The sequence below is a fragment of the Thalassovita taeanensis genome (assembly GCF_900110775.1).
GTDB lineage: Bacteria > Pseudomonadota > Alphaproteobacteria > Rhodobacterales > Rhodobacteraceae > Litorimicrobium > Litorimicrobium taeanense.
This window is the reverse complement of record NZ_FOEP01000005.1, coordinates 52,687-79,661: the sequence shown is the minus strand read 5'-3', so window position 1 is coordinate 79,661 and position 26,975 is coordinate 52,687. Positions and strand designations below refer to the sequence as shown.

Here is a 26,975-nt window from a genome sequence, read left to right as displayed (position 1 = left end):
GCCGCCTATCCCTTCGGCTTGGGCGTCGGGGCCTTGCGCCCCAGCGTCATCACATTGCCCGCCAGAACCTCCGGCGCCCCGATCCACGCATAGGCCAACAGCGCCGGTTCACGCTCCGACACGGTGATCCGGTGCTCGTGCCCCGGCGGGTTGTAAATCGACGACCCCGGCGCATACACGCCATAGTCATTCTCCGACACCGACCCTGACACACAGATATAGCTTTCAGTGATCCCCTGATGCGCATGCGCCGGATAGGTACAGCCGGGCGCAAACAGCACCACGCCCAAAATGACCTCGGCACTGGCCACCGGCCCGCTGGGTCCCGCAATCTCGGCATAACCGTATTTGCGCGCTAGGCCCTTGGGCAACTTGTCATAACCATATTGCCAGCGCAGCGCCGGGCGCACCGCATCCAGCGCCCGCGACACCGGCGCCAGCGGCATCGTGCGCCCCTCGTCCAGTGCCCGCCGCAGATGTGCCGTCACCGGCAACTGCGTGCCCGCATGCAGCCGGATATCCGGGTTCGCCTTGATCAACCGGCTGATCGCCTCGCGCACCTGCCGCTGATGGCTGCTGATCGCGCGGCTTCCCCCGGCCGGCAAGAACCGGTACATCTCGTAAAATTCGCGCAGCAGATACAGCCAATCCGGCTGATCCGTCAGTCGCACAGGCTCGACCACATCCATTCTTCGCGCTCCCTTGCCGCCAGTCTTTCGGACAGATTGCAGACCACCCCGCCCCTGTCCGGCCTGAAACAGACATCCCATGTCGTGGAATCGGCGCGCCCCTACAGACAGCCGTTGCCCCCGTTGCCCCATTCGATATGATGCCCGGCAATCAACAACAAATCCGAATGAGCAGCAGCATGGCCGACGATCTCCTTTCAGGAACCGCTCCCGACGACTATAACGCCTCCTCGATCGAGGTGCTCGAAGGGCTGGAACCCGTCCGCAAACGCCCCGGCATGTATATCGGCGGCACCGATGAACGCGCCCTGCACCACCTCGTCGCCGAAGTACTCGACAACTCCATGGACGAAGCCGTCGCAGGCCACGCCAACCGGATCGAGGTCGAACTGCACGACGACTACTCCGTCACCATCCGCGACAACGGCCGCGGCATCCCCGTCGACCCACACCCGAAATTCCCCGACAAATCCGCCCTCGAAGTCATCCTGTGCACCCTGCACGCGGGTGGCAAATTCTCCGGCAAGGCCTACCAGACCTCCGGCGGCCTGCACGGCGTCGGCGCCTCTGTGGTCAACGCCCTGTCCGACAGCATGGTCGTCCAAGTCGCCCGCAACAAGGAACTGTTCGAGCAACGCTTCTCGCGCGGCATCCCCCAGGGCCCGATCGCCAAAATCGGCGCCGCCCCCAACCGCCGCGGCACCACCGTCACCTTCCACGCTGATGAACAGATCTTCGGCGCCCACCGCTTCAAACCGGCCCGCCTGTTCAAATCCATCCGCTCCAAGGCCTACCTGTTCTCCGGCGTCGAAATCCGCTGGAAATCCGCGATCAACGACGGCGAAACCCCGCTCGAGGCCACATTCCACTTCCCCGGCGGCCTCGCCGACTACCTGCGCGAAACCCTCGGCACTGCCACGACCTATGCCGAAAACCCCTTCGCCGGCACCGTCGACTTCACCGAGAAATTCAACACCCCCGGCAAGGTCGAATGGGCCATCAACTGGACCCCGGCCCGCGACGGCTTTATCCAATCCTACTGTAACACCGTCCCCACCCCCGAAGGCGGCACCCACGAGGCTGGCTTCTGGGCCGCCATCCTCAAAGGCATCCGTGCCTATGGCGAGCTGATCAACAACAAGAAAGCCACCCAGATCACCCGCGATGACCTGATCACCGGCGGCTGCGCCTTGGTATCCTGCTTCATCGCCGAACCCGAATTCGTCGGCCAGACCAAAGACCGCCTCGCCACGGTCGAGGCCCAGCGCCTGGTCGAAAACGCAGTCCGCGACCACTTCGACAACTGGCTCGCCTCCGATACCAAATCCGCTGGTGCCATCCTCGATTTCCTCGTCCTGCGCGCCGAAGAACGCCTGCGCCGCCGTCAGGAAAAGGAAACCCAGCGCAAGACCGCCACCAAGAAGCTCCGCCTGCCCGGCAAACTCACCGACTGCACCAGCAAATCCCGCGAGGGCACCGAGCTGTTCATCGTCGAGGGTGACAGCGCCGGCGGCTCCGCCAAAGGTGCGCGCAACCGCAACAATCAAGCCCTCCTGCCGCTCAAGGGCAAAATCCTAAACGTGCTGGGCGCCGCTTCTTCGAAACTCACCACCAACGCCGAAATCAGTGACCTGTGCGAGGCCCTCGGCGTCAGCATGGGCACCCGTTTCAACGTCGAGGACCTGCGCTACGACAAGATCATCATCATGACCGACGCCGACGTGGACGGTGCCCATATCGCCGCCCTGCTGATGACCTTTTTCTTCACCCAGATGCGCCCGCTGATTGATCAGGGCCACCTCTACCTCGCCTGCCCGCCGCTCTACCGCCTCACCCAAGGGCCCAAACGCGTCTATGTCTCCGACGACGCCGAAAAAGAGCGCGTTCTGGCCAAGGGCCTTGGTGGCAAAGGCAAGATCGACGTCCAGCGCTTCAAAGGCTTGGGCGAAATGGATGCCAAAGACCTGAAAGAAACCACGATGGACCCGTCCACCCGCAAACTCATCCGCGTCACCATAGACGAGGACGAACCCGGCGAAACCGGCGACCTCGTGGAACGCCTGATGGGCAAGAAGCCGGAACTCCGCTATCAGTATATTCAGGAGAACGCCCGGTTTGTAGAGGAGCTGGATGTTTGAACTCACCTGAAAGCAATGTCCTTATTAGAAGCCTTGCCTGGCGACTATTTAGAGATGCCGCAGATGAGGACTACTTTTTTGCAAGGACCGCGATGAGATATAGACTGCACCACCAGTTTTTCTGGAGTGCACAACAAGCACTAGAAAAATACCTAAAGTGCGCTCATCTTCTCAATCTGGGTCCAGTTAGTGAATTTAGCCATGGATTGCTTGATATTTTCGAAAAGGTTCAACGATTTTCTGGGAAACTTATCCCTGATCTTTTCATTCCGCCCAGCTATTTTCCCAAAATACCGGTAAGAAATGACTTTGAGGAATACTCGAAATTCGTAGAAAGAATAAGCGACTATGGCTCACCTGACATTCGCTATCGACACTACAGCATAGCGCCCTTGGGTTTTGATTTACATAAACTTGACGAGTTATGCTTTCTCCTGCGCCGTGTCTGTATGCCGCTCGAGATTGTCCAGAAGGTTAGCGGCAAGTCCTACAGAACCCTATTGCTTGAGAGTCCGAATTGGCAACCGCACCCTACTATGAAGTGCCTAAAGCCGTACAGCTCAAAACCATCACTTGAAGTTCTCTATAACTTCAAGTGGAGAAATTTTTCTTTTCACGAAGACTTTGCTCTCGAAGAACGTGAAATTCACACCGGTCAGTCGGCTCAGAATTCTGAGATATACCTCACAATAGAACAGCTACCAAACTCTGAAGCACAAGCAGCCTTGGAATGGCTACTCAGCAGCGTTCGCCTGCACAAGGAAGACCGGAAAGTGATCCGCCAAGCTCTCTCTTCCCAAAAACAGTAGTGTTTCAAAATAGAGATCGTTTTTCAGATCACCCCGCGCCCGAACCGAGGGGCGAGGCGTGAAACGCCGGGGCGCAAAGCGCCCGCCCCGTGGGGGCGGTTCGGGCGCTGCCAAATCTCTGATTTGACATTGTGAACCAAAACCAACCACACCCCCAAAATCCCCACCGGACCAGCAGGCTAAACCCCGCCCTACGCCCATCTGCATCCGCAAAAACCATACGCCCCCGTATATGCATGTCTTGTGCATAGGATGTGCATGCCCTGTGCGTCGCCCAAAATTCCGCTTGCCCGCGCCCTCGGCGCCATGCCTAATCCGCGCATGACGCGTGCCATATTTCTCGTATTCCTGCTGCTTTCCGCCTGTGGCCGCCCCCTGACCGAGGCGGAAAAGTCTTTTGCCTCAAGCCTTTATGGACCCGACCTTGATCCGGCACGCATCCGTCTGGTTGATGGTCATTTTGCCAGCAACTACACCTTCCGCTATCCCGCCCGTCCCCGTGTCACCTGTTCCGAGCGGATCTTCCCCCCGCCCCCCTCAGACACCATCACCACCTCCCCCGGCGCGATCACTTTATTCCACAAGGTTTTCGTCCGAGAGGACCTCTATGTCGCTGATTTTACGTCACAAAATAACCTCTATGACCTGATGCTTTTTGCCCATGAAATGGCTCATATCTGGCAGTGGCAGAACCGCAAACGCACCCACTACCACCCCCTGAAAGCCGCCTCCGAACACCAAACCACCACTGATCCCTACCTCTTCGACCTCACCACAAGCACCAACTTTCTCGACTACACATACGAGCAACAGGCTGCAATCATTGAAGAATTCACCTGCTGCCGTGCTCTGGCCCCCAAGGCCTCCCGCACCGCGCGCCTGCATAAAATGCTGTCCAAAGCCCTGCCTGTCGTCCGACTGCAATCCAAAATCGACGCCCACGCCAAAGTCCCTTGGCGCGGCGCAAAGTTGGCCGGAATCTGCGACTAAGCCCTTATTCTTGAATGCTTTCCAGATAAAACATCAACGCCGCCAACGGCCGTGGCACTGGCGAAAACTGCCCGTCGCCCACATCCACCGGCACGGTTTCCCCCTCCAGCAGCAAGCCAAATTCCGGCATTTCCTGATCCGAGCTTTCCATCCGGGTATACCCATCAATCACAGACAAAACATGCGCCCGAGGAAACACACCCTTGTTCCGCTGCGTCAGCCCCGTCAGATCAGCGGGGGCAGGCTTCAAGCCCGGCGCGATCTCTCCGTTGCCTTTTCCCGTAACACCATGGCAAAGCGCGCAATTTTCGGAAAACAGCAAAGCCCCTTCAGGGGCTTCAGGCATGCCCACGCTTGCACATCCCGCCACGCCAATGGCCACTGTCGCCGCGATCCAAGTCAGTTTCATTCCGTGGTCCCTTTCATTCCCGCTGCTCAAGATACTCAGCGCTGAATTGATATCAGATAGGTGATCAGATCGGCAATCGGGCGGCTGGTCAACAAAGGCTGACCACTGGGCGTTTTGAGCGCCGTATCATTGCCCTCAAAAAAACCACCATAGACCGGCATCGCACTGCCGTGACTGACCAAAGGGTCGCGCCCATCAATCCGCGCCACCGCCCGCGCGATTGGGAACACTCCGCCATTTCCTGCCTCTAGCCGGGACAACGCCGTCGGTTGCACCAACAAAACCGGAGCCATCGGCCCATTCCCCTCAGCCTCCAACCCATGGCAGGTGGCGCAGCGCTGCATATATACCCTGCGTCCTGCGTCAACAACGTCTGCGGTCTCGATCTGCTGCGCGGCCACCGGTATGGCCAATATCGAACAAAGCGCCGCACTGAATACCGTTCTTACCATTGTGCCATCTCCCATTCCGCTGATCCTCGAATGCAGCCTTGCACGAATAGTTCAACATGGCTTTGATCCGTGTCAGTTCGATCGCCTGGCCGTTTCAGCGACCCCACCATACCCAACGCAGTCCAGCGCCGCATAACTGAGCAGCGTGACAAAGCCGGAACAAAACGCCATGGTGCAGCGCAAACCACCTGGCGGCACCAAATGCCGCATTGATGAAGGACTGTCTGCCATGCCGTCGACCACCGCCTATGCCCTGACCATGCTGGCAGCGGGGATCGGCATTCCGATTCTGGCCGCCTTGAATGCCGCTTTGGGCACAAAGATCGGCTCCCCCGTGGCGGCGGCCACGATCTTGTTCACGGTGGCGCTTTCGATCAGCGTTGTGGCCGTTCTGATCCACGGCGCGGCACCGCTTGCCAAGGCCGTGCACGCCCCCAAACACCTGCTTCTGGGCGGGGCGTTTATTGCCTTTTATGTTTTGGCGGTCACCTTCGTGGCGCCAAGCTTCGGGGTCGGAAACGCAATTTTCTTTGTGCTGTTGGGGCAGCTGATCAGCGCCGCAATAATTGATCACTACGGACTGTTTGGCGCGCGCCTGAACCCGCTCAGCCTGAACCGTAGCATTGGAATTGCGCTGATGGCTGCGGGAGTTTTCATGGCTCAGAAAGCCTGATCATCCGGCGCTCAGCCCGCCTTTATCCAACCGCAGAACCCGGTCCATCCGCGCGGCCAATTCCATGTTGTGGGTCGCAATCAACGCCGACATCCCGGTCGAGCGGACCAGCTCCATCAGGGTGCCAAACACCTGCTCGGATGTGCCCGGATCAAGGTTTCCAGTAGGTTCATCCGCCAGCAACAGGCGCGGCTCGTTTGCCAGCGCCCGGCAGAACGCGACGCGCTGCTGTTCCCCACCCGAGAGGGCCGCGGGGCGGTGATCGGCGCGCGGCCCCACGCCCACCCGCACCAGCAGGTCACAAGCGCGCGTTTGCGCTTCTGCCCGTGCAATACCATTTGCCAGCTGCGGTAGCATGACGTTTTCCAGTGCTGTGAACTCGGGCAGAAGGTGGTGAAACTGATAAATGAATCCCACATCCTGCCGCCGCACGGCCGTGCGCTTGCGGTCACTCAGCCCGACCATTTCGGAACCGCAAATACGCACCTTGCCTGCGTCAGGCGTGTCCAGCAGCCCCGCAATATGCAGCAGCGTCGACTTGCCCGCCCCCGACGGCGCGACCAGTGCCACGACCTCGCCGCGCGCCACACTCAGGCTGATGCCGTCGAGTACCTGAACCGCATTGGGTTTGCCTTGATTATAGGTCTTCTTGATGCCCTCAAGCACCAGCACCGGATCACTCATAGCGCAACGCCTCCACCGGGTTCATCCGTGCCGCGCGCCGGGCCGGAAAGATCGTCACGATCAGGCTCAGCCCCAGCGACAACGCCACAGCCGAGGCCACATCGCCAAATTGCAGTTTGGCAGGCAGGTTATAGATGCCACGCACCGACGGATCCCAGACCCCACCACCCGCGACATAGTTCACGAAGGAAAAAATCGGATCGATGTAGATCGCGAACAGACAGCCCAACACCACCCCCGCAATCGTGCCGATCAGCCCTGTGAAAGCACCACAGATGAAAAACACCCGCAGAACCGACCCTTCGGTCAGGCCCATCGTGCGCAGAATGCCAATGTCACGGCCCTTGTTCTTGACCAACATGATCAAGCCGCTGACGATATTCATCGCCGCGATCAGAACGAGGATCGATAGGATCACGAACATCACGTTGTCCTCGATATCCAGCGCCCGCAGGAACCCGCCACTGGCATCGCGCCACGTCCAAAGCTGCGCCTGATCGCCGCCCGCCTGCAACAAGGCCAGCGTCATGTCGTCGACGTGCTCGGGCTCGGTCACCATGACCTCCAGCTCATCCGCCACGCCCTCGCGGTTGAAATACAGCTGCGCCTCGGTGAAGGGCATGTAAATCCGTGTCCGATCAATATCATAGCGCCCGGCGCTAAACACATACACCACCTCATAGGCCTTCACCCGTGGGCTGGTTCCGAAGGCGGTTTTCACGCCGTTGGGGCTGATCAGCTTGATCCGGTCGCCGATCGAAACCCCCAGTTCGCGCGCCACGCCAGAGCCGATGGCAATGCCTTCGTTCAGGCGGTCAATATCACCATAGCTGTCTTCGCCACCTGCGATCCGGGGGATGGTTTTCATATCCTCCAGCGCGATGCCAAACACCTCGATTCCGGCATTGCGGCCCGCAGCGCTGGCCATGACCTGCCCCTTGACCAAAGGCGCCACCCGCGTGACGCCGGACACGTGCCGCAAACGCTCGGCCATCTGGGCGTATTCCGGCAGCGTCCGGTCGATTTTACCCGTCACCGGATCCACCACGCCAATATTATAGACCGTCACATGGGCATTCGCCCCTAGGATTGTATCGACGAATTCCGCCCGAAACCCCGAGCGCACGGCGAGCGTCGCAATCAGCGCAAATACCGCCAGCGTGATGCCGATCAGGCTGATCCATGTCATCACCGACACACCGCCTTCGGCCCGGCGTGCGCGCAGGTATCGCCACGCGATCATCCATTCAAACCGTGCGAAAGGTGCCGTGCTGCCCGCCATCCCAAATCCCTTTATTTCGTTTGGCTCAGCAGTGCCCTGCCCCCTTGCCAAGGTCAAGCCGCCGCCGGTTTACGCCAACGGAACGGCCAGCGCAAAACCGCCAGAACCGCCCCAAGCACCGCCAGTCCGGCAAGAAAGCCGACACCGCCGAACACGGCCCCCTCGAATGTCACCGGCAGCGCCGGACGATAGGCCGCCCAGGCGCGCGCGGCGATCTCTGGGTCGCGCAACCTCCCGGCGTGGTAGGCCCTTGTGAAAGGCCCTGCGTTATCAAGGACTTCCAGATCCTCAGACAGGAATTTGTGGCGGGCGAAGAGGTTTTGCATATCGGTGCGGCGGCGCTGGACGAATGCTGTGCCGACCATCTGCTCCAGCGCGTCCTCGCGGGTGAGGCCTTCGGCGGTGGCGGAGGCATCGAAGTCCTGCACCACGCGGCTTAGTTCATCGACGGCGCCGCCAAGACGTTGGGTATACTGCTGAGAATACTCGGGAAACTGCGAAAACGCCCCCGCGCCCGCGATCCCGCCTGCCAAAGTCACTGCCCGTAGAAACATGCTCTGAATGCCCCAAGTTTTACCCGACGCTAGCAGAAATCAACCGTGCGCGACAGAAGCCAGACGGCGGTTTTGCGCGATGTGATTGGCATACTCAAACCATGCACAAGGCATGCTTATAATTTTCCGCACAGAAATCAGCGCTCCACGATGATCTCCGACAAAAATGCACATAGGCGAAGCCCATTGCGCAACGCATATCCGAAAAAGCGGGCGTGAAACGGCCAGCCGATGAGCCTGAATTGGCTCGTTGCGGCCAGCATCCTCTGGCCGGGGCGAACCCGGCCAGAGGAGGAGGCATTATCGCTTGGCGTAGATCTGTGCCACTTTTTCGATGGCCTGTTCTGGCGGCAGCTCTTCGCTTTCGCCGGTGCGGCGGCTGGTGAGTTCGACCACGCCGTTTTTCAACCCGCGCGGGCCGACCGTGATGCGCCAAGGCAGGCCGATCAGGTCCATGGTGGCGAATTTGCCGCCCGCACGTTCGTTGCGATCGTCATAGAGCGGTTCCAGCCCCAATGCCGTGAGCGAGGCATAAAGCGCCTCGCAGGCCGCGTCGGCCTCGGCGTCGCCCTGCTTCAGGTTGACGATGCCGCAGTGATAGGGCGTGACACCTTCGGGCCAGATGATGCCCTTGTCGTCATGGCTGGCCTCGATGATCGCGCCCAGCAGACGGCTGACGCCGATGCCATGGCTGCCCATGTGGACCGGCACTTTCTGGCCTTCGGAGTTCTGCACCGTGGCGCCCATCGGTTCGGAATACTTGGTGCCGAAATAGAAGATCTGACCGACTTCGATGCCCCGGCTGGTGCGGCGGCGTTCTTCGGGGATGGCGTTGAATGCGGCCTCGTCGTGGGTTTCATCCGTGCGGGCATAGGGGGTTGTCCACTCTTTGCAGATCGCGGCGCAATCGTCCCAGTTGTCGAAATCCACCACCCGGTCGCCGATTTTCAGATCCAGAATGGCGCTGTCATAGAAGACTTCGCTTTCGCCAGTATCGGCCAGAACCAGAAATTCATGCGTATCCTCGCCGCCAATCGGGCCGGAATCGGCGCGCATCGGGATCGCCTGCAAGCCCATGCGTTCATAGCTGCGCAGATAGCTGACCATATGGCGGTTATAGGCGTGCATCGCGTTTTCATAGTCGATGTCGAAGTTATAGCCGTCTTTCATCAAGAACTCGCGGCCCCGCATCACGCCAAAGCGCGGGCGGATCTCGTCGCGGAATTTCCACTGGATATGATAGAGGGTCAGCGGCAGGTCCTTGTAGCTGCCGACATGGCTGCGGAAGATGTCGGTGATCAGCTCTTCGTTGGTGGGACCATAGAGCATGTCGCGACCATGCCGGTCGGTGATGCGCAGCATTTCCTCGCCGTAATCATCGTAACGGCCGCTTTCGCGCCACAGGTCGGCCGATTGCAGGGTCGGCATCAGCATCGGGATGTGACCAGCGCGCACCTGTTCTTCGTGCACGATGTTTTCGATGTTTTTCAGCACCTTGAAGCCAAGCGGCAACCAGGAATAGATCCCGGCGCTGGATTGCTTGATCATCCCGGCCCGCAGCATCAGCCGATGGCTGACGATCTGCGCCTCGGACGGGTTTTCTTTGAGAACGGGCAGGAAATAGCGCGACAAACGCATGGGCGGACCCCTTGGGACAATGGAATTGGTTGCACAGGGGTTTAGAAGGTGTCGCGCGGTCAGACAAGCCACACTGTGGGCGATCCCGCCGGATCACCGTGCCAGAGCGATAATACGGGGTTGATCTGAACGCGCCGAGCGACGACATATAACGTGAAACGCGAGGAGCACGCATGGCACTGCCCGTCAAGGAACAGGCGAAATACTGGGGCATCGCGGCGGCGGTGTTCATGGTCATCATGTGGTATCTGGGCGACGTGATCCTGCCTTTTGTTCTGGGCGGGGCCGTGGCCTATTTTCTGGATCCTGTTGCGGACCGGCTTGAGCGTATGGGGGCCTCGCGCGCGGTGGCGACCGCGATCATCACCATTCTGGCGCTGCTGCTTTTTATCATTCTGGCGCTGTTGGTCATTCCGACCTTGGTCGAGCAGGCGATTTCCCTGTTCGATATTGCCCCCAAGCTGTTTGACGATCTGCGCACGTTTCTGACCGTGCGCTTCCCCGACCTGCTGGACACCTCAACGACGCTGCACCAGTCGCTTGCCTCTGTGGGCGAGACCATTCAGGCCAAGGGCGGCGAGCTGCTGCAAACCGTGTTCAGTTCGGCGATGTCGATCATCAATATCGTGATGCTGTTGGTGATCGTGCCGGTTGTGGCGTTCTATCTGCTGTATGACTGGGACAATATGGTTGCCAAGGTCGATGGTCTGCTGCCGCGCGATCACGCGCCGGTGGTCCGTCATCTGGCCCGCGAGATTGACCGGACATTGGCCAGTTTCATCCGAGGCATGGGCACGGTCTGCCTGATTTTGGGCACGTATTATGCCGTGGCGCTGATGCTGATTGGTCTGCAATTCGGGCTGATCGTTGGCTTTGTCGCCGGCGCGCTGACGTTTATCCCCTATGTGGGGGCTTTCGTCGGCGGTGCGCTGGCCATCGGGCTGGGCTTGTTTCAGTTCTGGGGCGAATGGCTGTCGCTGGGGTTGGTCGCGGGGATTTTTGTTCTGGGTCAGGTGATTGAGGGCAATGTTCTGACCCCCAAGCTTGTCGGCAGTTCTGTCGGGCTGCATCCGGTTTGGCTGATCTTCGCGTTGTCGGTATTCGGCACGATGTTCGGCTTTGTCGGCATGCTGATCGCCGTGCCCGTTGCCGCAGCGTTGGGCGTTGTGACCCGGTTCATGATCCAGCACTATAAAGACAGCCGCCTGTATCGCGGCGTGTCGGAGACGCAGGACCAGTGATTTCACGACAGTTAAGTTTCGACTTGCCAGTGCGCGCCGCACTGGGGCGCGAGGATTTCTTTGTCTCGCCCGCCAATGCCATGTCCGTTGTCTTGATCGAAAGCTGGGCGAACTGGGCCGGGAACAAATTGGCGCTGATCGGTCCGCGCGGTGCGGGCAAGACGCATCTTGCCCATGTCTGGGCCGCCACCTCGGGGGCGCGGATCATGCCCGCTTGCGATCTGGAAGGCGCCGACATTCCCGCGTTGGCGCAAGGCCCGATCGCCATCGAAGACGTTCCCGGCATCGCCCGCAACCGCGCCGCCGAAGAGGCGCTGTTTCACCTGCACAACCTTGTGCTGGCCGAGGGGCATTCGCTGCTGCTGACCGCAGATCGGCCTGCAATGCTGTGGGGGCTTGGTCTGCCGGACCTGAGCAGCCGGATGCAAGGCACGCAGGCGGTGACGCTGGATCAGCCCGATGACCGGTTGCTGGCGGCGGTGGTGATGAAGCTTTTCGCGGATCGGCAGCTGTCGCCCAGCCCGGAAACGATCACCTATCTGGTGACGCGCATGGACCGTTCGTTTGCCGCCGCGCATGATCTGGTTGCGGCGCTGGATCGCGAATCACTGGCGCAGAAGCGCCCCGTCACCCGCGCACTGGCCGCCGAGGTCATGGGCCAGCGCGAGCTGCCCGACTTGCTGGACAATTCAGGCCAGTAAGCGCAAACTTTGTCACCATAGCGTTACAGGTTACACACATAAGCATCTCATGACACAAGCAGATTTCCTCAAGGCCCCGTTTGCCGACCCGATCGAGCTGCCCGAGTTGGACCTGACAGGCCCCGGGCGTTTCTATAACCGTGAACTCAGCTGGCTGGGCTTCAACTGGCGCGTGCTGGAAGAGGCCAAGAACATGCGCGTTCCGTTGCTGGAACGGGTGCGGTTTCTGTCGATCTCGGCCGCCAATCTGGACGAGTTTTACACCGTGCGTGTGGCGGGCCTGCGCGAGCTGGCACATGCCGGCAACTCCACGCCGGCGCAGGACGGGCTAACGCCCGCAGAGCAGTTGGTGCTGATCAACGAAGATGCGCGCGACCTGATGCAATCGCAGCAGGCGGTCTTTGACAGCCTGCGTCAGGAAATGTCGAACGAAAACATTCATTTGCTGGATCACAGCAATGTCCCCGAGGCAGACAAACCGTTCCTGCTGGATGTGTTCCTGAACAAGGTGTTTCCGGTCTTGTCGCCGCTGGCCGTGGACCCGGCGCACCCCTTCCCGTTCATCCCCAACACCGGCTTTTCGCTGGCGCTGCAACTGGAACGCCGCCGCGGAAAACGCAGCCTGATGGCGCTGCTGCCAATCCCGCAGCAGATCGACCGGTTCGTGGCCCTGCCCTCGGTGAATGGAACCCACCGCTTCCTGCCGCTGGAAGAGCTGCTGTTGCTGCATCTGGATCAGATGTTCCCCGGCTATACCGCCACCGGGCACTGTGCCTTCCGTGTTCTGCGCGACAGCGATCTGGAGGTCGAGGAAGAGGCCGAGGATCTGGTGCGCGAATTCGAGGTCGCGCTGAAACGCCGCCGCCGTGGCGAAGTCGTGCGCATGAAAATTTCGGCCAATGCCCCCAAGGCGCTGATCAGCGTGATCATGCGCGAGCTGCATGTGACCAGCGATGAGGTGGTCGAGGTCAACGGCATGATCGGCATCGCCGACGTCAAGGAGTTGGTGATCGACGCCCGTCCCGATCTGCTGTGGCCCAATTTCACCCCGCGTGTGCCCGAACGGGTTCAGGACCATGACGGCGACATGTTTGCCGCGATTCAGCAAAAAGACATGCTGCTGCATCACCCGTACGAGACCTTTGACATGGTGGTGCGGTTTCTGAAACAGGCGGCCGCCGACCCCGATGTGGTCGCGATCAAACAGACGCTGTACCGCACCTCGAAAAACTCGCCGATTGTCGAAGCCCTGTGCGAGGCGGCCGAAGAGGGCAAATCCGTCACCGCGCTGGTCGAGCTGAAAGCCCGCTTTGACGAAGCCGCCAATATCCGCCAGTCCCGCCGTCTGGAACGTGCCGGCGCGCATGTGGTTTACGGTTTTGTCGACTGGAAAACCCACGCCAAGATTTCCACCGTGGTACGGCGCGAGGGCGACCAGCTGGTCACCTATACCCATTACGGCACGGGCAACTATCACCCGATCACGGCGCGGATTTACACCGATCTGTCTTTCTTCACCTGTGACGCCGCGCTTGGGCGCGATGCGACGAAAGTGTTCAACTTTCTGTCGGGCTATATCGAACCCGAGGGGCTGGAAAATCTTGCCATCTCGCCCAGCGGGTTGAAGCAGCGCCTGCTGGACAGCTTCGAGGCCGAGGCCGAACACGCGCGCGCGGGTCGCCCGGCCGAGATCTGGGCCAAGATGAATTCGCTGATCGACCCCGAAATCATCGACGGGCTTTATAAGGCCAGTCAGGGCGGCGTGAAGATCAGCCTGATCATCCGCGGCATCTGTGGCCTGCGGCCCGGCATCAAAGGGCTGAGCGACAATATCCGCGTGAAATCCATCGTTGGCCGGTTTCTGGAACACTCGCGTATCGTCTGTTTCGGCAATGGTCACGGGTTGCCGCACAAGAAATCGCGGGTTTATATTTCCTCGGCCGACTGGATGGGGCGCAACCTGAACCGCCGCATCGAAACTCTGGTTGAAATCAAGAACGATACGGTCAAGGCCCAGATCACCAGTCAGATCATGGCCGCGAACCTGGCTGACGTTGCGCAAAGCTGGGTGATGAAACCCGATGGCCATTTCGATCGCGCGACCTGGGTCGATGGCGAATTTGCGTTTAATTGCCACAGGTTCTTTATGGAGAACCCTTCGCTGTCTGGGCGCGGCTCGGCCGGGGCTAAGGATGTTCCGCAACTGACCCACACGGATGATTGACCTTTACCCCCAGCTTGGCGCATTTTGACCGGGGAGCAGAAGGAAAACCGAAATGGACGACACAAGCGCCCCTGCGCCACAGGACTGGGGCCCATTCGGACGCCCTTTGTTCAACGACCCGTCAGCGCGGGCATTGTCGCGCGTTGGCGTGATTGATGTCGGATCGAACTCGGTCCGGCTGGTGGTGTTTGATGGCGCGGCGCGCAGCCCGGCCTATTTCTATAACGAAAAGATCATGTGTGCGTTGGGGGCGGGACTGTCGGAAACCGGGCGGCTGAACCCTGAAGGGCGCAAACGCGCGCTGGCGGCGCTGCGCCGGTTTCAGCATCTGGCCGCAGGCATGGGTGTTCCGCCGCTGACAGCTGTCGCCACCGCCGCCGTGCGCGAAGCCGATGACGGGCAAGAGTTTTGCGACGAGGTGATGCGCGAGACCGGGCTGAAAATCTGGGTCATTGATGGCGAAGAAGAGGCCCGCCTGTCGGCGCAGGGCGTTTTGCTGGGCTGGCCGGGGTCGTATGGGTTGGTCTGCGATATTGGTGGCTCGTCGATGGAGCTGGCCGAGATCGCGGGCGGGCATGTCGGGCGGCGGATGACGTCGGATCTGGGGCCTTTGAAACTGCGCTCGGTTTCTGGCGGCAAAAAAGGCCGCAAGGAGTATATCCGCAATGTGATGGCCCGGATGGAAAAGACCATGGGCACGCAGCGAAACCGGCTGTTTCTGGTGGGCGGTTCGTGGCGCGCCATTGCCCGCATCGACATGGAGCGACGGCGGTATCCGCTGCATGTGCTGCATGAATACCGCATGACGATAAAATCCATCAACGCCACGGTGAAATACATCGGCGAAAATGACCCCGACCAGTTGCGCGCGCGCTGTGGTGTGTCCTCGGCGCGGATGGCGCTGGTGCCGTTGGCCGCGGAAGTGCTGAAGGAAGTGGTCAGGACCATCCACCCGCACGATATTGCGATCTCCAGCTATGGCATCCGCGAAGGGCTGCTTTATGAGCAAATGCCGCAAAAATTGCGCGACCGTGACCCGCTGATCGAAGCGGCCTATTTCGCCGAGGCCAAGGACGCCCGCCTGCCCGGCTTTGGCCTGATGCTGTACAACTTCATTTTGCCGCTGTTCAATGCCGCGCCGCTGGACCGCAAGCGCCTGATCAAGGCGGCCTGCCTGCTGCATGATGTCAGCTGGCGCGCGCATCCCGATTACCGCGCCGAGGTTTGTTTCGACAATGCCACGCGGTCCAATCTGGGCGGGCTGAAGCATTCAGAACGAGTGTTTCTGGGGCTGGCGCTGATGCACCGCTATAAGAATTCGCGCGAAGGCACACGGTTTGAACCGATGTTCAGCCTGCTGGACGACAAATCGTTGAAGCAAGCGGCGGTGCTGGGAAAAGCGATGCGGTTTGGCGCCATGCTGTGGCCGCAAAAAGAGCAGCCGATGGGCGAAATGCGTTGGTTCCCGAAGAAAAAGCAGCTGCACCTGCTGCTGACCCCGCAATCAGAGCCGCTGTTTGGCGAGGTTGCACAAGCCCGGTTCCAGTCGCTTGCATCATCGCTTGACGCGCAAACCGAGATCAGGGTGAAACGCTAGTTAAAGCTCCACCTCGCCGGGGGCGCTTTCGGCGGGGGGCTCGGGCGGCGGCAGGGGGTCGTCTTTGCGGCGCAGGATGATGTCGCCATTGGGCAGCATCTCGGGGGGGTGATACATGTTGATATCGCCCACCTTTTCCATCAGCTCTTTCAGCGCGGGGCCCATCGTCTGGGCGAACTCGCGCAATGCGGGTTCCATCTGTTCTGAAAGGTCGCGCAGATCCTCGATCGCGGGTTCGATTTCTTCGCTCAACCCGCGAAAAAACAGCCGCGCGCCCTGCTCCATCAGCGACATCCCATCCTCTGCCTCTTCGGCCCGTAGGGGCGAAGCAACAACACAAGCAGCAATCACTGAGGCAAGCATAATCTGTTTCATGGCTTCAATATAATTCGGGTTTACGACATTTTTAGAGGCTGACCAGAATTCTGCCCGGAGCCCTAGGCCAAATCAATATCCAGCGTCACCGGAAAATGATCCGAGGCCATCAGCAGCGCCTCGCGCAATTCCGGCACCGCAAAGCATCTCGCATCGTCAAACGGATGCCAGATACGCCAGGCCGGTTTTTTAGCGCGAAGGTCGGGCGAGATCATGATGTAGTCCAGCAATGCCTGAAGATAGCGGTTTTCCTGAGCCATGAAAAACCGCGCGGTGCTGGGCAGGGCCGCCAATCGGCTTTGCACGGCGCGCCGGGCATGCGGGTCGAACAGGCACAGCTCGCCTTCTTCGCCCATCACGATCTCGACCGACGAGCGCCCGAACAGATATTCATATTCATCCAGACCGGGACCGTCGTTCAGATCCCCCAGAACAATCAGCGGGTCGCCTGCCTCCAGATGCCCCTCGACCCGGCGGCGCAGCCAGATCGCCTGTGCCAACTGCTTGCGCCGGTTGGCGATCGCGGCCCGCATGATAGCGTCACGCGTGCGCGCACCATGCGGTGCCTTGGATTTCAGATGCGCACCGATCATGCGAAATTCGCTCCCGTGCATCGTGCGCAGCGCGACCTCGAGCGGCGGTTTGGAAAAGCTCACCAGATCCTCGGTCGCGTCCACGTCCAGGTCGATCCGAAACACACTGTCAAATCGCGGCGCGTCGACCGAGCCCTTCTTGCCGGTCGGGTCGCCCACCGGATCATGCCGCGCGTCCAGAACATAGGGGTCATACATCAGCGCAATTTCCTGCTGGGTATGATTCTGAAACCCGACCAGAGCCTTTTTGACCCGCAGATCGAACATACGCGCGAAATTTTCCAATGCGGGCACGGTGGCGCGTTTGCCGTTGTGATCCGGCGCTTCGATCACCATCACCGCATCCGCATTCAATGCCGAAAACACGATCCCCAGCGCTGTCAGCTGCTGATTGCGGGTCACATCCTGCCGCCCGGACCATCCGCTATCGTCTTGCGGCAGCCCCGCGTCATCGAACAGATTGTTGAACCATTCGACGTTATAGGTGGCGATCCGCATCAGTCGCTTCGGCCTGCGCTGATGTCTTCCCACGCGCGGTTGATGTCGATCATCCGCCGTTCGGCCAGCTTCACCGCCTCTTGCGGGACGCCGCGCGCCAGCATCGCATCGGGGTGCGTATCGCGCACCATACGTTTCCAGGCCTTGCGCACCTCGTGTAGTTCGGCATCCGCAGACACCCCCAACACCGAGTAAGGGTCCGGCACGGCATCGGGGACAAATCGGCTGCGCAGGCCGCGAAATTCGGCCTCGGGGACACCAAAGATCTCGGCTACCCGATGCAGGAACGCGTCCTCGGCCGGATGGTATGTGCCATCGGCCATCGCGACATGGAACAGCCCCTCCATCAGGTCGCACAGGCATTCCTGTTCGCCACGAAACATCGCCCGGATGCGGCGGGCGTAATCCTCGAACCCGGCGACGTCCTGCCGGGCCAGATTGAACACCCGTGCAGCCCCCGCTTCATCCTCGCGCGCGATCTGAAACACCTCGCGGATCGCCGTCACCTCGTCACGCGTGACCAGACCATCGGCCTTGGCCATCTTCGCGCTCAGCGCGATCACGGCAATGGTAAAGGCCACGCTGCGCTCGGGCGGCGTACGCAACCGATCAAACAGGCTGCTCAGCGCCTCGCCCGAGGTCAGCGCCGCCAAAACTTCTGATATGCGGATCCAGATCGACATACGCGCACCCTACCGCGCCGGGCATCGCCTGTCATTGCGACAAACCGGGATATCACCAGAAATTCAGAGCATTTTCTGCATCAGCACCAGATCCATCCAGCGCCCGAATTTGAACCCCACCTCGGACAGTCGCGCCACCTCGGCATAGCCAACCGCCGCGTGAAAGGCCACGCCCGCCTCGTTCTCGGCGCTGACACCGGCGAAAATCGAATGCGCCCCGCCCGCGCGGGCGTGCTCCTCGATCCCGGCCATCAAAGCCCGGCCCAAACCGCGACCGTGCGCGCGAGGGGCCAGAATGACCGTGTGCTCCATTGTCTTGGCATAGCCGGGGCCACCGCGAAACTGGAAGTAGGTGGCGAAGCCAACGACTTGCCCGTCGATTTCGGCGACAAGAAACGTCTTTCCATCCGCCGCCTTGTCGGCAAAGTCCTGCGCCAGCCCCTCTGGTGTTTTTTCCAGATTGCTGAAGGTCGCGGCGCTTGTGCGGATCACATGGTTCCAGATTTCCGCGATGCGAGGGGCATCGGCAGGTGTTGCGGCACGTATGCTCATGTCAGACTCCTTGGGCCGTTGGGGGTCAGAAAATCGGCGCGCAGGCCCGGCAATTCGGACGGCTCAAAAACCAGACGCGGGTCGCGCAGCAGCCCCGACAGGGCCGCCTCCAGCGCCGGGGCGTCAGGGTGGGAGATCACCAGCCTGTCCAACCGCAGGCCCGACGGGGTCAGCCGTGCCGCCGGATGCGCAGCCCCCTGCCATTCGATCAGCGCCGGGCACATCTCATCGTAGGGGAGCTGCCCATTCTCCGGCACGGCCATCTGCCAGCGCAGATCCCCCCGGCTGAGCGCCACCGGGCGCCCCGCCCTTGCGGGCATCTGCGCCAGCGCGCGCGTCATATCGTCGGTGCGGCAAATCCAGTTGTGCAGGCGCGGCGCGCCTTCGAACCGATCCAGATCGAACCAGCGGGCATCCTCAGGCGCAGGGGCGTCGGGGTCGATCGCGATCACCTCGAGGTACAGGCCGTCTTCCAGCCCGAGTAAGGCGTTATGTGTGGCAAAACGCGGATGCTGCCCGCCCGGCTGCACAGTCACGCCAAGCGTGCGCTCGACAAAGGCACAGCCCTGTTCCAGCGTTCCAGCCGCAACTGCAATGTGATCAAGAAACAACATTCCGCACACGCCTCCCCAGTTTCCGGTATTGAACGCCCGACAACCCAAACCATTTCTAGTATGTGATACGGGTGAGAATAAGGAAGATACAATGCTGCTGCGCGCCATCGACAATTTTTTCAAACACGAAGCGGCCGGTGGCATTCTTTTGATGCTCTCGGCGGCGGCAGCGCTGATGGTGGCCAACTCCTCGCTCTCGCAGGGCTACGACTCGGTGCTCGGCAGTATCTTGTCGGTCACGTTCAATGGCGAGGGCCTTAGCAAACCGCTTGTCCTGTGGATCAATGACGGGCTGATGGCGGTGTTTTTCTTTCTCATCGGTCTGGAGCTGAAACGTGAATTGCTTGAGGGGAAGCTGAAAAATCCCTCCGACGTGGTTCTGCCCGGCATGGCGGCGGTGGGGGGCATGGCCGTGCCTGCGCTGATCTATGCCGCGCTCAACTGGGGCACGCCGACGCTGGATGGCTGGGCGATCCCGGCTGCGACGGACATCGCCTTCGCGCTTGGGATTCTGGCTCTGGTTGGGCGGCGCGCGCCTACCTCGCTCAAAGTCTTCTTGCTGACGCTGGCGATTCTGGATGACCTTGGCGCGATCATCGTGATCGCTTTGTTTTATACTGCCGAGCTGAAGCTAGATTACCTTTATCTGGCCACGCTGCCTTTGGCCGGTCTGATCTGGCTGAATATGCGCGGCGCACACCGGGTGGCCCCGGCCCTGCTTCTGGGCGTTATCATGTGGGTCTTTGTGCTGAAATCCGGCGTTCATGCCACGCTGGCCGGCGTCATCACCGCCTTTTGTATCCCGATCAAGGATAAATGGGGGAAATCGCCACTGCATGCGCTGGAACACGGGCTGTCGCCCTATGTGCTGTACCTGATCATACCGATTTTTGCCTTTGCCAATGCGGGCGTCGTGCTGTCCGGGCTGACCCTGCCCGACCTGCTGTCCCCGGTGCCGCTGGGCGTGGCCGCAGGCCTGATTGTCGGCAAACAGATTGGCGTGTTCGGCGTGACCTTTGTGATGGTAAAAGCCGGGTTGGCCCGTATGCCGTCAGGCGCAGGCTGGCTGCATATCTATGGTGTTGCCTGCCTCGCTGGGGTTGGTTTTACCATGTCACTGTTCATCGGGTCCCTCAGCTTTGGCGACCCGGCGTTGATGAATCAGGTGCGGCTGGGGGTGCTCTGCGGCTCGATCGTTTCGGGGCTGATGGGTTATGGCGCGCTGATGCTGGCCAGCCGCAACACCGCCCAGATCGCCACCAGAACCGTGGGGTAAAAGCTGGCCGCAAAGCCAAACCCGCGCAGGGGCGGCGACAGATGATACCCCAGCCAGAAAAGCAGCCGCGCCACGGCAAAGCCCAGTCCAAGCGCAATGATCACCCCCGGCCCGTCGCCCTGTAAAATCACCGCAGCAGCGGGCCAGATGCACAGCGCCAGCACCAGCTGCTCGGCCGTATTGGCCAGGACCCGCTGGTCAATTTCAGCGGCACTGCCGGGCGTGAACGCCGCGCCATCAATGATCGTATCGTCAAAGAACCGCCGCTGCGCCAGCCGCCCCACCATCAGCGCCATCACAACTCCCGGGGCCATAAACGCGCTCATCACCGTGGGGATCAGCGCGAAAACCGGCACTTCGATCAGCCGCGCACCGACCCAAAGCACCGCGATGCCCCAGATCAGCCCTGCTGCCATGCCGATGGCGATCTTCACCCGCTTGTGCATTTTATCTTGCCCAGAACCCTGTGCGAGAGGCCAGAAAGCGGACGAGGGCCACAGCCCCCGCCCAACATCTTATGCCCGCGCTTCGCGGATCAGCTTGAGGATATCCTGCGCGGCCTCGGGAATATTCGTCCCTGGCCCAAAGATCGCCTTTACCCCGGCCTTTTTCAGGAAATCATAGTCCTGCTGCGGAATGACACCGCCACAGATCACCAGAATTTCGCCAGCGTCCTTGGCTTTCAACGCCTCGATCAACTGCGGTGCCAGCGTCTTGTGGCCAGCGGCCTGCGACGAGATCCCGACCACATGCACGTCGTTGTCGACCGCGTCCTGCGCCGCTTCGTCGGGCGTCTGGAACAGCGGGCCCACGTCGACGTCAAAACCGATGTCGGCAAAGGCGGTAGCGATCACCTTGGCGCCGCGGTCATGACCATCCTGGCCCATTTTCACCACCAGCATCCGTGGGCGGCGGCCTTCGGCCTCGGCGAATTCTTCAACCGATTTCTGAATGGCGGCAAAGCCTGCGTCGCCTTCATAGGCCGCGCCGTATACCCCGGCCAGTGTCTTGACCTCGGCACGGTGGCGGCCGAATTCATCTTCCATGCTCATGCTGATTTCCCCGACAGATGCCCGAGCGCGCGCAGCCTCTACCGCCGCCTCCAGCAGGTTACCACCCTCTTTCGCGCGGCGCGCCAGTTCGGCCAAAGCCGCCTGACAGGCTGCCTCGTCCCGCTCGGCGCGCATTTTTTCCAGACGCGCCACCTGATTGACCCGCACGGCGGCGTTGTCGATATCCAGAATGTCGATCGGGTCTTGCTTGGCCAACTTGTATTTATTGACGCCGACGATCACCTCGGTGCCCTTGTCGATCGCGGCCTGCCGCATCGCTGCTGACTCCTCGATCCGCAGCTTGGGCATGCCGCTGGCGACGGCCTTGGTCATACCGCCCATCTCCTCGACTTCCGTGATCAGTTCCCAGGCTTTTTCTGCCAGCTCGGCGGTCAGGCTTTCGACGTAATAGGAGCCTGCCAGAGGATCGACCACATTGGCCACGCCGGTTTCTTCCTGCAAAATCAACTGGGTATTGCGCGCGATCCGGGCACTGAATTCAGTCGGCAGGGCAATCGCCTCGTCCAGCGCGTTGGTGTGCAGCGACTGGGTGCCACCAAGTGCCGCGCTCATCGCCTCGTAGGCGGTGCGGATCACGTTGTTATAGGGGTCTTGTTCCTGCAACGAGACGCCCGACGTCTGGCAGTGGGTGCGCAGCATTTTCGAGCGATCGTCCTTGGCGCCGAACTCGGTCATGATGCGGTGCCACAGCAGACGCGCGGCACGCAGCTTGGCCGCTTCCATGAAGAAATTCATCCCGATGGCAAAGAAGAACGACAGGCGGCCCGCGAATTTATCCACGTCCATCCCGGCGTCGATCGCGGCGCGCACGTATTCGCGCCCGTCCGCCAGCGTATAGGCCAGCTCCTGCACCAGGTTCGCGCCGGCCTCTTGCATGTGATAGCCGGAGATCGAGATCGAGTTGAATTTCGGCATCTCGTTCGAGGTATATTCGATGATGTCCGAGATGATCCGCATCGAGGGTTCGGGCGGATAGATATAGGTGTTACGGACCATGAATTCCTTCAGAATGTCGTTCTGAATGGTCCCGGCCAGAACGGCCTTGTCATGGCCCTGCTCCTCGCCGGTGACGATGAAGTTCGCCAGGATCGGAATGACCGCGCCGTTCATCGTCATCGAGACTGACACTTTGTCCAGCGGGATGCCGTCGAACAGAATCTTCATGTCCTCGACGCTGTCGATCGCCACGCCGGCCTTGCCGACATCGCCGACAACGCGCGGGTGGTCGCTGTCGTATCCGCGGTGCGTCGCCAGATCGAAGGCAACCGAAACGCCCTGCTGCCCGGCGGCCAGCGCCTTGCGGTAAAAGGCGTTCGATTCCTCAGCGGTCGAAAACCCCGCATATTGCCGGATCGTCCAAGGGCGGCCCGCGTACATCGTCGCCTTCACCCCACGGGTGAACGGCGCAAATCCAGGCAGCGTGCCCAGATGCTCCAGCCCCGCCACGTCTTCTTCGGTATAAAGCGGCTGAACCTCGATCCCCTCAAGGGTTTTCCAGGTCAGATCCTCTAGAGCGCGGCCGCGCAGTTCTTTTGCGGCCAGATTACGCCACTCGTCCTTTTTGCCGGTCATGGTCTTGTCCTCTTGTCATCGCGCTGTCGTGCGGGGTCATCCCCATCTTTTCCGGCGCAGTCTCGGTTATCAGATTGGCCAGACCATCCGCCCCGGCACGCAGCCAGGTCAGATCATCGGCATAAGCGGATCGCAGGTCCGCAACCTGTGCCGCATCGAACGGGTGCCAGTGCCCGTTGCCGTCTTGCAGGGCGGCGGGGTTTTCACCGCGCAGGCGCAGGGCCTCGCGCAGATGCGGTAAGTCGGGCGCGCGGTTCAGCCACAGCCGCGCGTGGGTGCGCGGCGTGGGGATTGCCCCATTCAGCATACGCGACAGCCGCCGTTCGGGCAGCCCGGCATAGGTTTCGTGCGGCATGATCTCTAACGGTACGTCCGGCATGGCGCAGGCCAGATCGGTGATCACCTCGCGCCAGCGACGCGGGTTTTGCGCGATCTTCTCGAGCTTGGCGCGGCGCGGCAAGGCATGGCCCCGCGCCACGGACATCGCCAGAATCGACGCCCAATAGCTTTCCTGCGAGCGGACCGACAGCACCACACGCGACACGCGCCCGCCAAATGCCACGCCGAAGCGAGCCATCCGTTCGCCCATCGCCGGGTACAGCCCACCAGAGCCGATATTCCCTTGCGGGGTGCCCGGCATATTTTCGTCGCTGATCAGCAGTTGGCGCACGCCCGCGTCAGCGGCCTGCGTACACCGCAAATGCAGCCGCCCGACGGCGCGGCGCTTTTGCGCGGCGCTCTGCCCCGGTTCGGGCTGTATCCCGGTCAGCACGCCGCGCCGCGTGCGCAGCGGCCCCCAGTATCCCACGCCCTGCCCGAGCAGCCGGCCGGCATTTTCACGCAGATAGGCCTGAAAACTGGTCGAGGCGGTCCGATGCGCCCCAATATGCAGAATAATATCCAAAACGCTGCGCACCTTGCCGCCGGGGGCCGCGAAGGACGGCCGTGTTGCTGTCACGGCCCCCATCATCGCATACGCCCCGTCACCAGAGCCTTAATGCCGCCCGCGTCGAAATAGCCGTTCGCATTCGCGCCCATAGCCCCTATATCTGTCAGGACAGGAGGCCCCATGAAAACGGCACTAGCCCTTGGAATCGCGTTATTTCTGGCCCTTCCCGCCACGGCGGAAGAGGCCACACCGCCGCCACCCGAATTGCCGATGGCAAACGGAGCAGAGGTGGAATTAAGCCAATTTTTATGGATTAAACGGCCCATCGTCGTCTTTGCCGACAGCCCCGCCGACCCGCGGTTTGTCGAGCAGATGAAGTTCCTTGCCGCCGATGTGCCGGGGCTGATCCTGCGCGACGTGGTTGTTCTGACCGACACGCAGCCCGCCGAAAAATCCGCCCTGCGCGAAAAACTGCGCCCGCGCGGCTTCATGCTGGTGCTGATCGACAAGGATGGGCAGGTCAAACTGCGCAAACCGCTGCCTTGGGACGTGCGCGAAATCTCTCGCAGCATCGACAAATGGCCGACACGACAGCAGGAAATCCGCGAACGTCTGGGCAAGGAATAACCGCGCCGCCACGACAGGATCGCCCCCCGCAAGGGGGCCTCCCGTCTCAAGCTGTGTGGCGCGGCCATGCTCATTGGATCATTCGAATTCCATGATCACTTCGTCCACCGCAAGGCTGTCGCCCGGCGCGGCGTTGATCTTGGCAACGATGCCCTTACGCTCGGCGCGCAGGATGTTTTCCATCTTCATCGCCTCGACCGTGCACAACGCCTGACCGTCCTGCACCTCGTCGCCGACCTCGACATTGACCTTCACGATCAGGCCGGGCATCGGGCACAGCAGCAGTTTCGAGGTGTCGGGCGGTAGTTTCTCCGGCATCAGCCGGGCCAGTTCGGCCTGACGGGGCGTGCGCACATGCACCTTCAGATCCGCACCACGGCTGCGGATACGGAACCCGCCGCTGATCTTGCCGACCTTCAGAACCAGCCCCTCTTCGCCCTCGATGTCGATAACGGCCAGCTGATCGCCCGGTGTCCAGTCGCTTGACACCCGCAGCGTGCTGCCGTCGCCGAACTGCACGGTCGATCCGGTCTGATCCGCCTTGATCGTCACGTCAAAGCTCATGCCCCGAACCGCTACGTTCCAGTCGCGGCCGACTTTGCGCTCGTGGTTGTCCATCCGGCCCGAAACGCGGGCGCGGCGGATTTCACCCACCCGGTGCATCGCTGCGGTCGCGGCCGCGATCTTGCGCAGCACGTCGCCGGGCAGTTCAACCCCTTCGAACCCTTCGGGATATTCCTCGGCAATGAAGGCCGTAGTGATGTCGCCCGACACGAATTTCGGATGGTCCATCACCGCGCTCAGGAACGGCAGGTTGTGCCCGATCCCTTCGACTTCGAACCCGTCCAGCGCGTTGCGCATGGCTTCGATCGCATCCAGACGCGTCGGCGCCCATGTGCACAGCTTGGCGATCATCGGATCGTAGTACATGCTGATCTCGCCGCCCTCAAAGACGCCGGTATCGTTGCGCACCACGCGGTTGTCCTCGACCACCTCGGCGGGCGGGCGATAGCGCGACAGACGCCCGATCGAGGGCAGGAACCCGCGATACGGATCCTCGGCGTACAGGCGGCTTTCCATCGCCCAGCCGTTCAGCTTCACATCGGACTGCTTGATGCTGAGCGGTTCGCCATTGGCGATGCGGATCATCTGCTCCACAAGGTCGACGCCGGTGATCAGCTCGGTCACCGGATGTTCCACCTGCAAGCGGGTGTTCATCTCAAGGAAATAGAAGTTGCGTGCGCCATCGACGATGAATTCCACCGTCCCGGCAGAAGTATACCCCACCGCCTGCGCCAGCGACACCGCCTGCTCGCCCATCGCCTTGCGGGTTGCCTCGTCCAGGAACGGGCTGGGGGCCTCTTCGATCACCTTCTGGTTCCGGCGCTGGATCGAGCATTCACGCTCGCCCAGATAAATCCCGTTGCCATGCGCGTCGCACAGAACCTGAATTTCGATGTGGCGCGGTTGGGTCACGAATTTCTCGATGAAGATCCGGTCGTCGCCAAAGCTGCTGGCGGCCTCGTTCTTCGACGACTGGAAGCCTTCGCGCGCTTCTTCGTCGTTCCACGCGATCCGCATCCCTTTGCCACCGCCGCCGGCGCTGGCCTTGATCATCACCGGATATCCGACCTCATTGGAGATCTTCACCGCGTCGTCGGCATCCTCGATCAGCCCCATGTAGCCGGGAACGGTCGACACGCCTGCTTCCTGCGCGATCTTCTTGGAGGTGATCTTGTCACCCATCGCCTCGATCGCTTTCACCGGGGGGCCAACAAAGGCCACGCCCTCGGCGGCCAGCGCCTCGGCGAATTTGCTGTTCTCGGACAGGAAGCCATAGCCGGGATGAACCGCCTGCGCGCCGGTCTGACGGATTGCGTCCATCACCTTGTCGATCACGATATAGGACTGGTTCGCAGGGGGCGGGCCGATATGCACGGCCTCGTCGGCCATCTTCACATGCAGCGCCTGCTTGTCCGCATCAGAATAGATGGCAACGGTCTTGATACCCATCTTCTGCGCGGTCTTGATCACCCGACAGGCAATTTCGCCCCGGTTCGCAATCAGGATCTTATTGAACATTTCTCGTCCCTTCCGGTCTTGGCCGCGGGTATCCACCTGCGGCAATGGCAATAAAAAACC

The 26,975-nt window shown here is 61.0% G+C and carries 26 protein-coding genes; 10 read left to right on the top strand and 16 right to left on the bottom strand.

Annotated elements, in window-relative coordinates:
* Positions 1-5 precede the first annotated feature (5 nt).
* Complete coding sequence (locus BSF79_RS08860; protein ID WP_090269538.1) at positions 6-689, bottom strand: dimethylsulfonioproprionate lyase family protein; 684 nt, start codon at positions 687-689, stop codon at positions 6-8.
* Positions 690-868: 179 nt separating this feature from the next.
* Between BSF79_RS08860 and parE the strand changes: the two genes are divergently transcribed.
* The 3 genes from parE (at position 869) to BSF79_RS08845 (ending at position 4,626) form a co-directional block, all read left to right on the top strand.
* A complete protein-coding gene (parE, locus tag BSF79_RS08855; protein WP_090269700.1) occupies positions 869-2,827 on the top strand; it encodes a DNA topoisomerase IV subunit B in 1,959 nt (652 codons plus the stop codon).
* Positions 2,824-3,636 (top strand): HEPN domain-containing protein, encoded by an 813-nt coding sequence (locus BSF79_RS08850; RefSeq protein ID WP_139246409.1) that lies wholly within the window; start codon positions 2,824-2,826, stop codon positions 3,634-3,636. The genes parE and BSF79_RS08850 overlap by 4 nt, the downstream gene beginning before the upstream one ends.
* Before the next feature lie 306 nt (positions 3,637-3,942).
* Entirely contained in the window at positions 3,943-4,626 is a 684-nt protein-coding gene (locus BSF79_RS08845; RefSeq protein ID WP_245776361.1) for a hypothetical protein, read from the top strand.
* A gap of 4 nt (positions 4,627-4,630) precedes the next feature.
* On the opposite strand, the gene BSF79_RS08840 is transcribed toward BSF79_RS08845, so the two are convergent.
* Both BSF79_RS08840 and BSF79_RS08835 read right to left on the bottom strand, forming a co-directional pair.
* On the bottom strand, positions 4,631-5,035 hold the full coding sequence (locus tag BSF79_RS08840; protein ID WP_090269536.1) for a c-type cytochrome: 405 nt from the start codon (positions 5,033-5,035) through the stop codon (positions 4,631-4,633).
* A 35-nt stretch (positions 5,036-5,070) separates the two neighbouring features.
* Positions 5,071-5,487, bottom strand: a complete 417-nt coding sequence (locus BSF79_RS08835) for a c-type cytochrome (RefSeq protein ID WP_090269698.1) — start codon at positions 5,485-5,487, stop codon at positions 5,071-5,073.
* Between the two features lie 229 nt (positions 5,488-5,716).
* On the opposite strand from BSF79_RS08835, the gene BSF79_RS08830 reads away from it, so the two are divergent.
* Positions 5,717-6,160: a DMT family transporter gene (locus BSF79_RS08830; protein ID WP_090269697.1), complete on the top strand. Its 444-nt coding sequence runs from the start codon at positions 5,717-5,719 to the stop codon at positions 6,158-6,160.
* On the opposite strand, the gene BSF79_RS08825 is transcribed toward BSF79_RS08830, so the two are convergent.
* The 4 genes from BSF79_RS08825 to proS form a co-directional block, all read right to left on the bottom strand.
* A complete protein-coding gene (locus BSF79_RS08825) occupies positions 6,161-6,844 on the bottom strand; it encodes an ABC transporter ATP-binding protein (RefSeq protein ID WP_090269535.1) in 684 nt (227 codons plus the stop codon).
* Positions 6,837-8,126, bottom strand: a complete 1,290-nt coding sequence (locus tag BSF79_RS08820) for a lipoprotein-releasing ABC transporter permease subunit (protein ID WP_090269534.1) — start codon at positions 8,124-8,126, stop codon at positions 6,837-6,839. Before BSF79_RS08820 ends, BSF79_RS08825 begins: the two co-directional genes overlap by 8 nt.
* A 53-nt stretch (positions 8,127-8,179) precedes the next feature.
* Positions 8,180-8,680: a DUF2937 family protein gene (locus BSF79_RS08815; RefSeq protein ID WP_090269533.1), complete on the bottom strand. Its 501-nt coding sequence runs from the start codon at positions 8,678-8,680 to the stop codon at positions 8,180-8,182.
* Positions 8,681-8,980: 300 nt separating this feature from the next.
* Positions 8,981-10,318, bottom strand: a complete 1,338-nt coding sequence (gene proS / locus BSF79_RS08810) for a proline--tRNA ligase (protein ID WP_090269532.1) — start codon at positions 10,316-10,318, stop codon at positions 8,981-8,983.
* A 173-nt stretch (positions 10,319-10,491) separates the two neighbouring features.
* On the opposite strand from proS, the gene BSF79_RS08805 reads away from it, so the two are divergent.
* The 4 genes from BSF79_RS08805 to BSF79_RS08790 are packed head-to-tail and all read left to right on the top strand — an operon-like array spanning position 10,492 to position 16,081.
* Positions 10,492-11,559 (top strand): AI-2E family transporter, encoded by a 1,068-nt coding sequence (locus tag BSF79_RS08805; RefSeq protein ID WP_090269531.1) that lies wholly within the window; start codon positions 10,492-10,494, stop codon positions 11,557-11,559.
* Positions 11,559-12,260 carry an HdaA/DnaA family protein gene (locus tag BSF79_RS08800; RefSeq protein ID WP_090269696.1) on the top strand — a complete coding sequence of 234 codons (702 nt, stop codon included), beginning with the start codon at positions 11,559-11,561 and terminating at the stop codon, positions 12,258-12,260. Before BSF79_RS08805 ends, BSF79_RS08800 begins: the two co-directional genes overlap by 1 nt.
* 49 nt (positions 12,261-12,309) lie before the next feature.
* Entirely contained in the window at positions 12,310-14,484 is a 2,175-nt protein-coding gene (locus BSF79_RS08795) for an RNA degradosome polyphosphate kinase (RefSeq protein ID WP_090269530.1), read from the top strand.
* Positions 14,485-14,536: 52 nt separating this feature from the next.
* Positions 14,537-16,081, top strand: a complete 1,545-nt coding sequence (locus tag BSF79_RS08790) for a Ppx/GppA family phosphatase (RefSeq protein WP_090269529.1) — start codon at positions 14,537-14,539, stop codon at positions 16,079-16,081.
* Here BSF79_RS08790 and BSF79_RS08785 read toward each other — a convergent pair whose 3' ends face one another.
* The 5 genes from BSF79_RS08785 to BSF79_RS08765 all read right to left on the bottom strand — a co-directional run bounded on the left by BSF79_RS08785 (position 16,082) and on the right by BSF79_RS08765 (position 19,396).
* Entirely contained in the window at positions 16,082-16,456 is a 375-nt protein-coding gene (locus tag BSF79_RS08785) for a hypothetical protein (RefSeq protein ID WP_090269528.1), read from the bottom strand.
* A gap of 62 nt (positions 16,457-16,518) precedes the next feature.
* The gene (locus BSF79_RS08780) at positions 16,519-17,547 is read right to left on the bottom strand and encodes an endonuclease/exonuclease/phosphatase family protein (RefSeq protein ID WP_090269527.1); all 1,029 of its coding nucleotides are present in this window, start codon (positions 17,545-17,547) and stop codon (positions 16,519-16,521) included.
* Complete coding sequence (locus BSF79_RS08775; protein ID WP_139246408.1) at positions 17,547-18,230, bottom strand: molecular chaperone DjiA; 684 nt, start codon at positions 18,228-18,230, stop codon at positions 17,547-17,549. Before BSF79_RS08775 ends, BSF79_RS08780 begins: the two co-directional genes overlap by 1 nt.
* 63 nt (positions 18,231-18,293) lie before the next feature.
* Positions 18,294-18,782 carry a GNAT family N-acetyltransferase gene (locus BSF79_RS08770; protein ID WP_090269526.1) on the bottom strand — a complete coding sequence of 163 codons (489 nt, stop codon included), beginning with the start codon at positions 18,780-18,782 and terminating at the stop codon, positions 18,294-18,296.
* A complete protein-coding gene (locus BSF79_RS08765; RefSeq protein WP_090269525.1) occupies positions 18,779-19,396 on the bottom strand; it encodes a VOC family protein in 618 nt (205 codons plus the stop codon). Before BSF79_RS08765 ends, BSF79_RS08770 begins: the two co-directional genes overlap by 4 nt.
* A 91-nt stretch (positions 19,397-19,487) precedes the next feature.
* Between BSF79_RS08765 and nhaA the strand changes: the two genes are divergently transcribed.
* Positions 19,488-20,672, top strand: a complete 1,185-nt coding sequence (nhaA, locus tag BSF79_RS08760; RefSeq protein ID WP_090269524.1) for a Na+/H+ antiporter NhaA — start codon at positions 19,488-19,490, stop codon at positions 20,670-20,672.
* Here nhaA and BSF79_RS08755 read toward each other — a convergent pair.
* From BSF79_RS08755 to BSF79_RS08745, 3 genes are all read right to left on the bottom strand, one after another.
* On the bottom strand, positions 20,609-21,106 hold the full coding sequence (locus BSF79_RS08755; RefSeq protein WP_245776360.1) for an MAPEG family protein: 498 nt from the start codon (positions 21,104-21,106) through the stop codon (positions 20,609-20,611). The genes nhaA and BSF79_RS08755 overlap by 64 nt on opposite strands.
* Positions 21,107-21,187: 81 nt before the next feature.
* Complete coding sequence (gene scpA / locus BSF79_RS08750) at positions 21,188-23,317, bottom strand: methylmalonyl-CoA mutase (protein WP_090269522.1); 2,130 nt, start codon at positions 23,315-23,317, stop codon at positions 21,188-21,190.
* The gene (locus BSF79_RS08745) at positions 23,289-24,284 is read right to left on the bottom strand and encodes a hypothetical protein (RefSeq protein WP_425443236.1); all 996 of its coding nucleotides are present in this window, start codon (positions 24,282-24,284) and stop codon (positions 23,289-23,291) included. The genes scpA and BSF79_RS08745 overlap by 29 nt, the downstream gene beginning before the upstream one ends.
* Positions 24,285-24,386: 102 nt before the next feature.
* Here BSF79_RS08745 and BSF79_RS08740 point away from each other — a divergent pair, with 102 nt between their 5' ends.
* Entirely contained in the window at positions 24,387-24,833 is a 447-nt protein-coding gene (locus tag BSF79_RS08740) for a DUF4174 domain-containing protein (RefSeq protein ID WP_090269521.1), read from the top strand.
* Positions 24,834-24,911: 78 nt separating this feature from the next.
* On the opposite strand, the gene BSF79_RS08735 is transcribed toward BSF79_RS08740, so the two are convergent.
* Positions 24,912-26,915, bottom strand: coding sequence for an acetyl-CoA carboxylase biotin carboxylase subunit (locus BSF79_RS08735; RefSeq protein WP_090269694.1), 2,004 nt, complete (start codon positions 26,913-26,915; stop codon positions 24,912-24,914).
* Between the last annotated feature and the right edge of the window lie 60 nt (positions 26,916-26,975).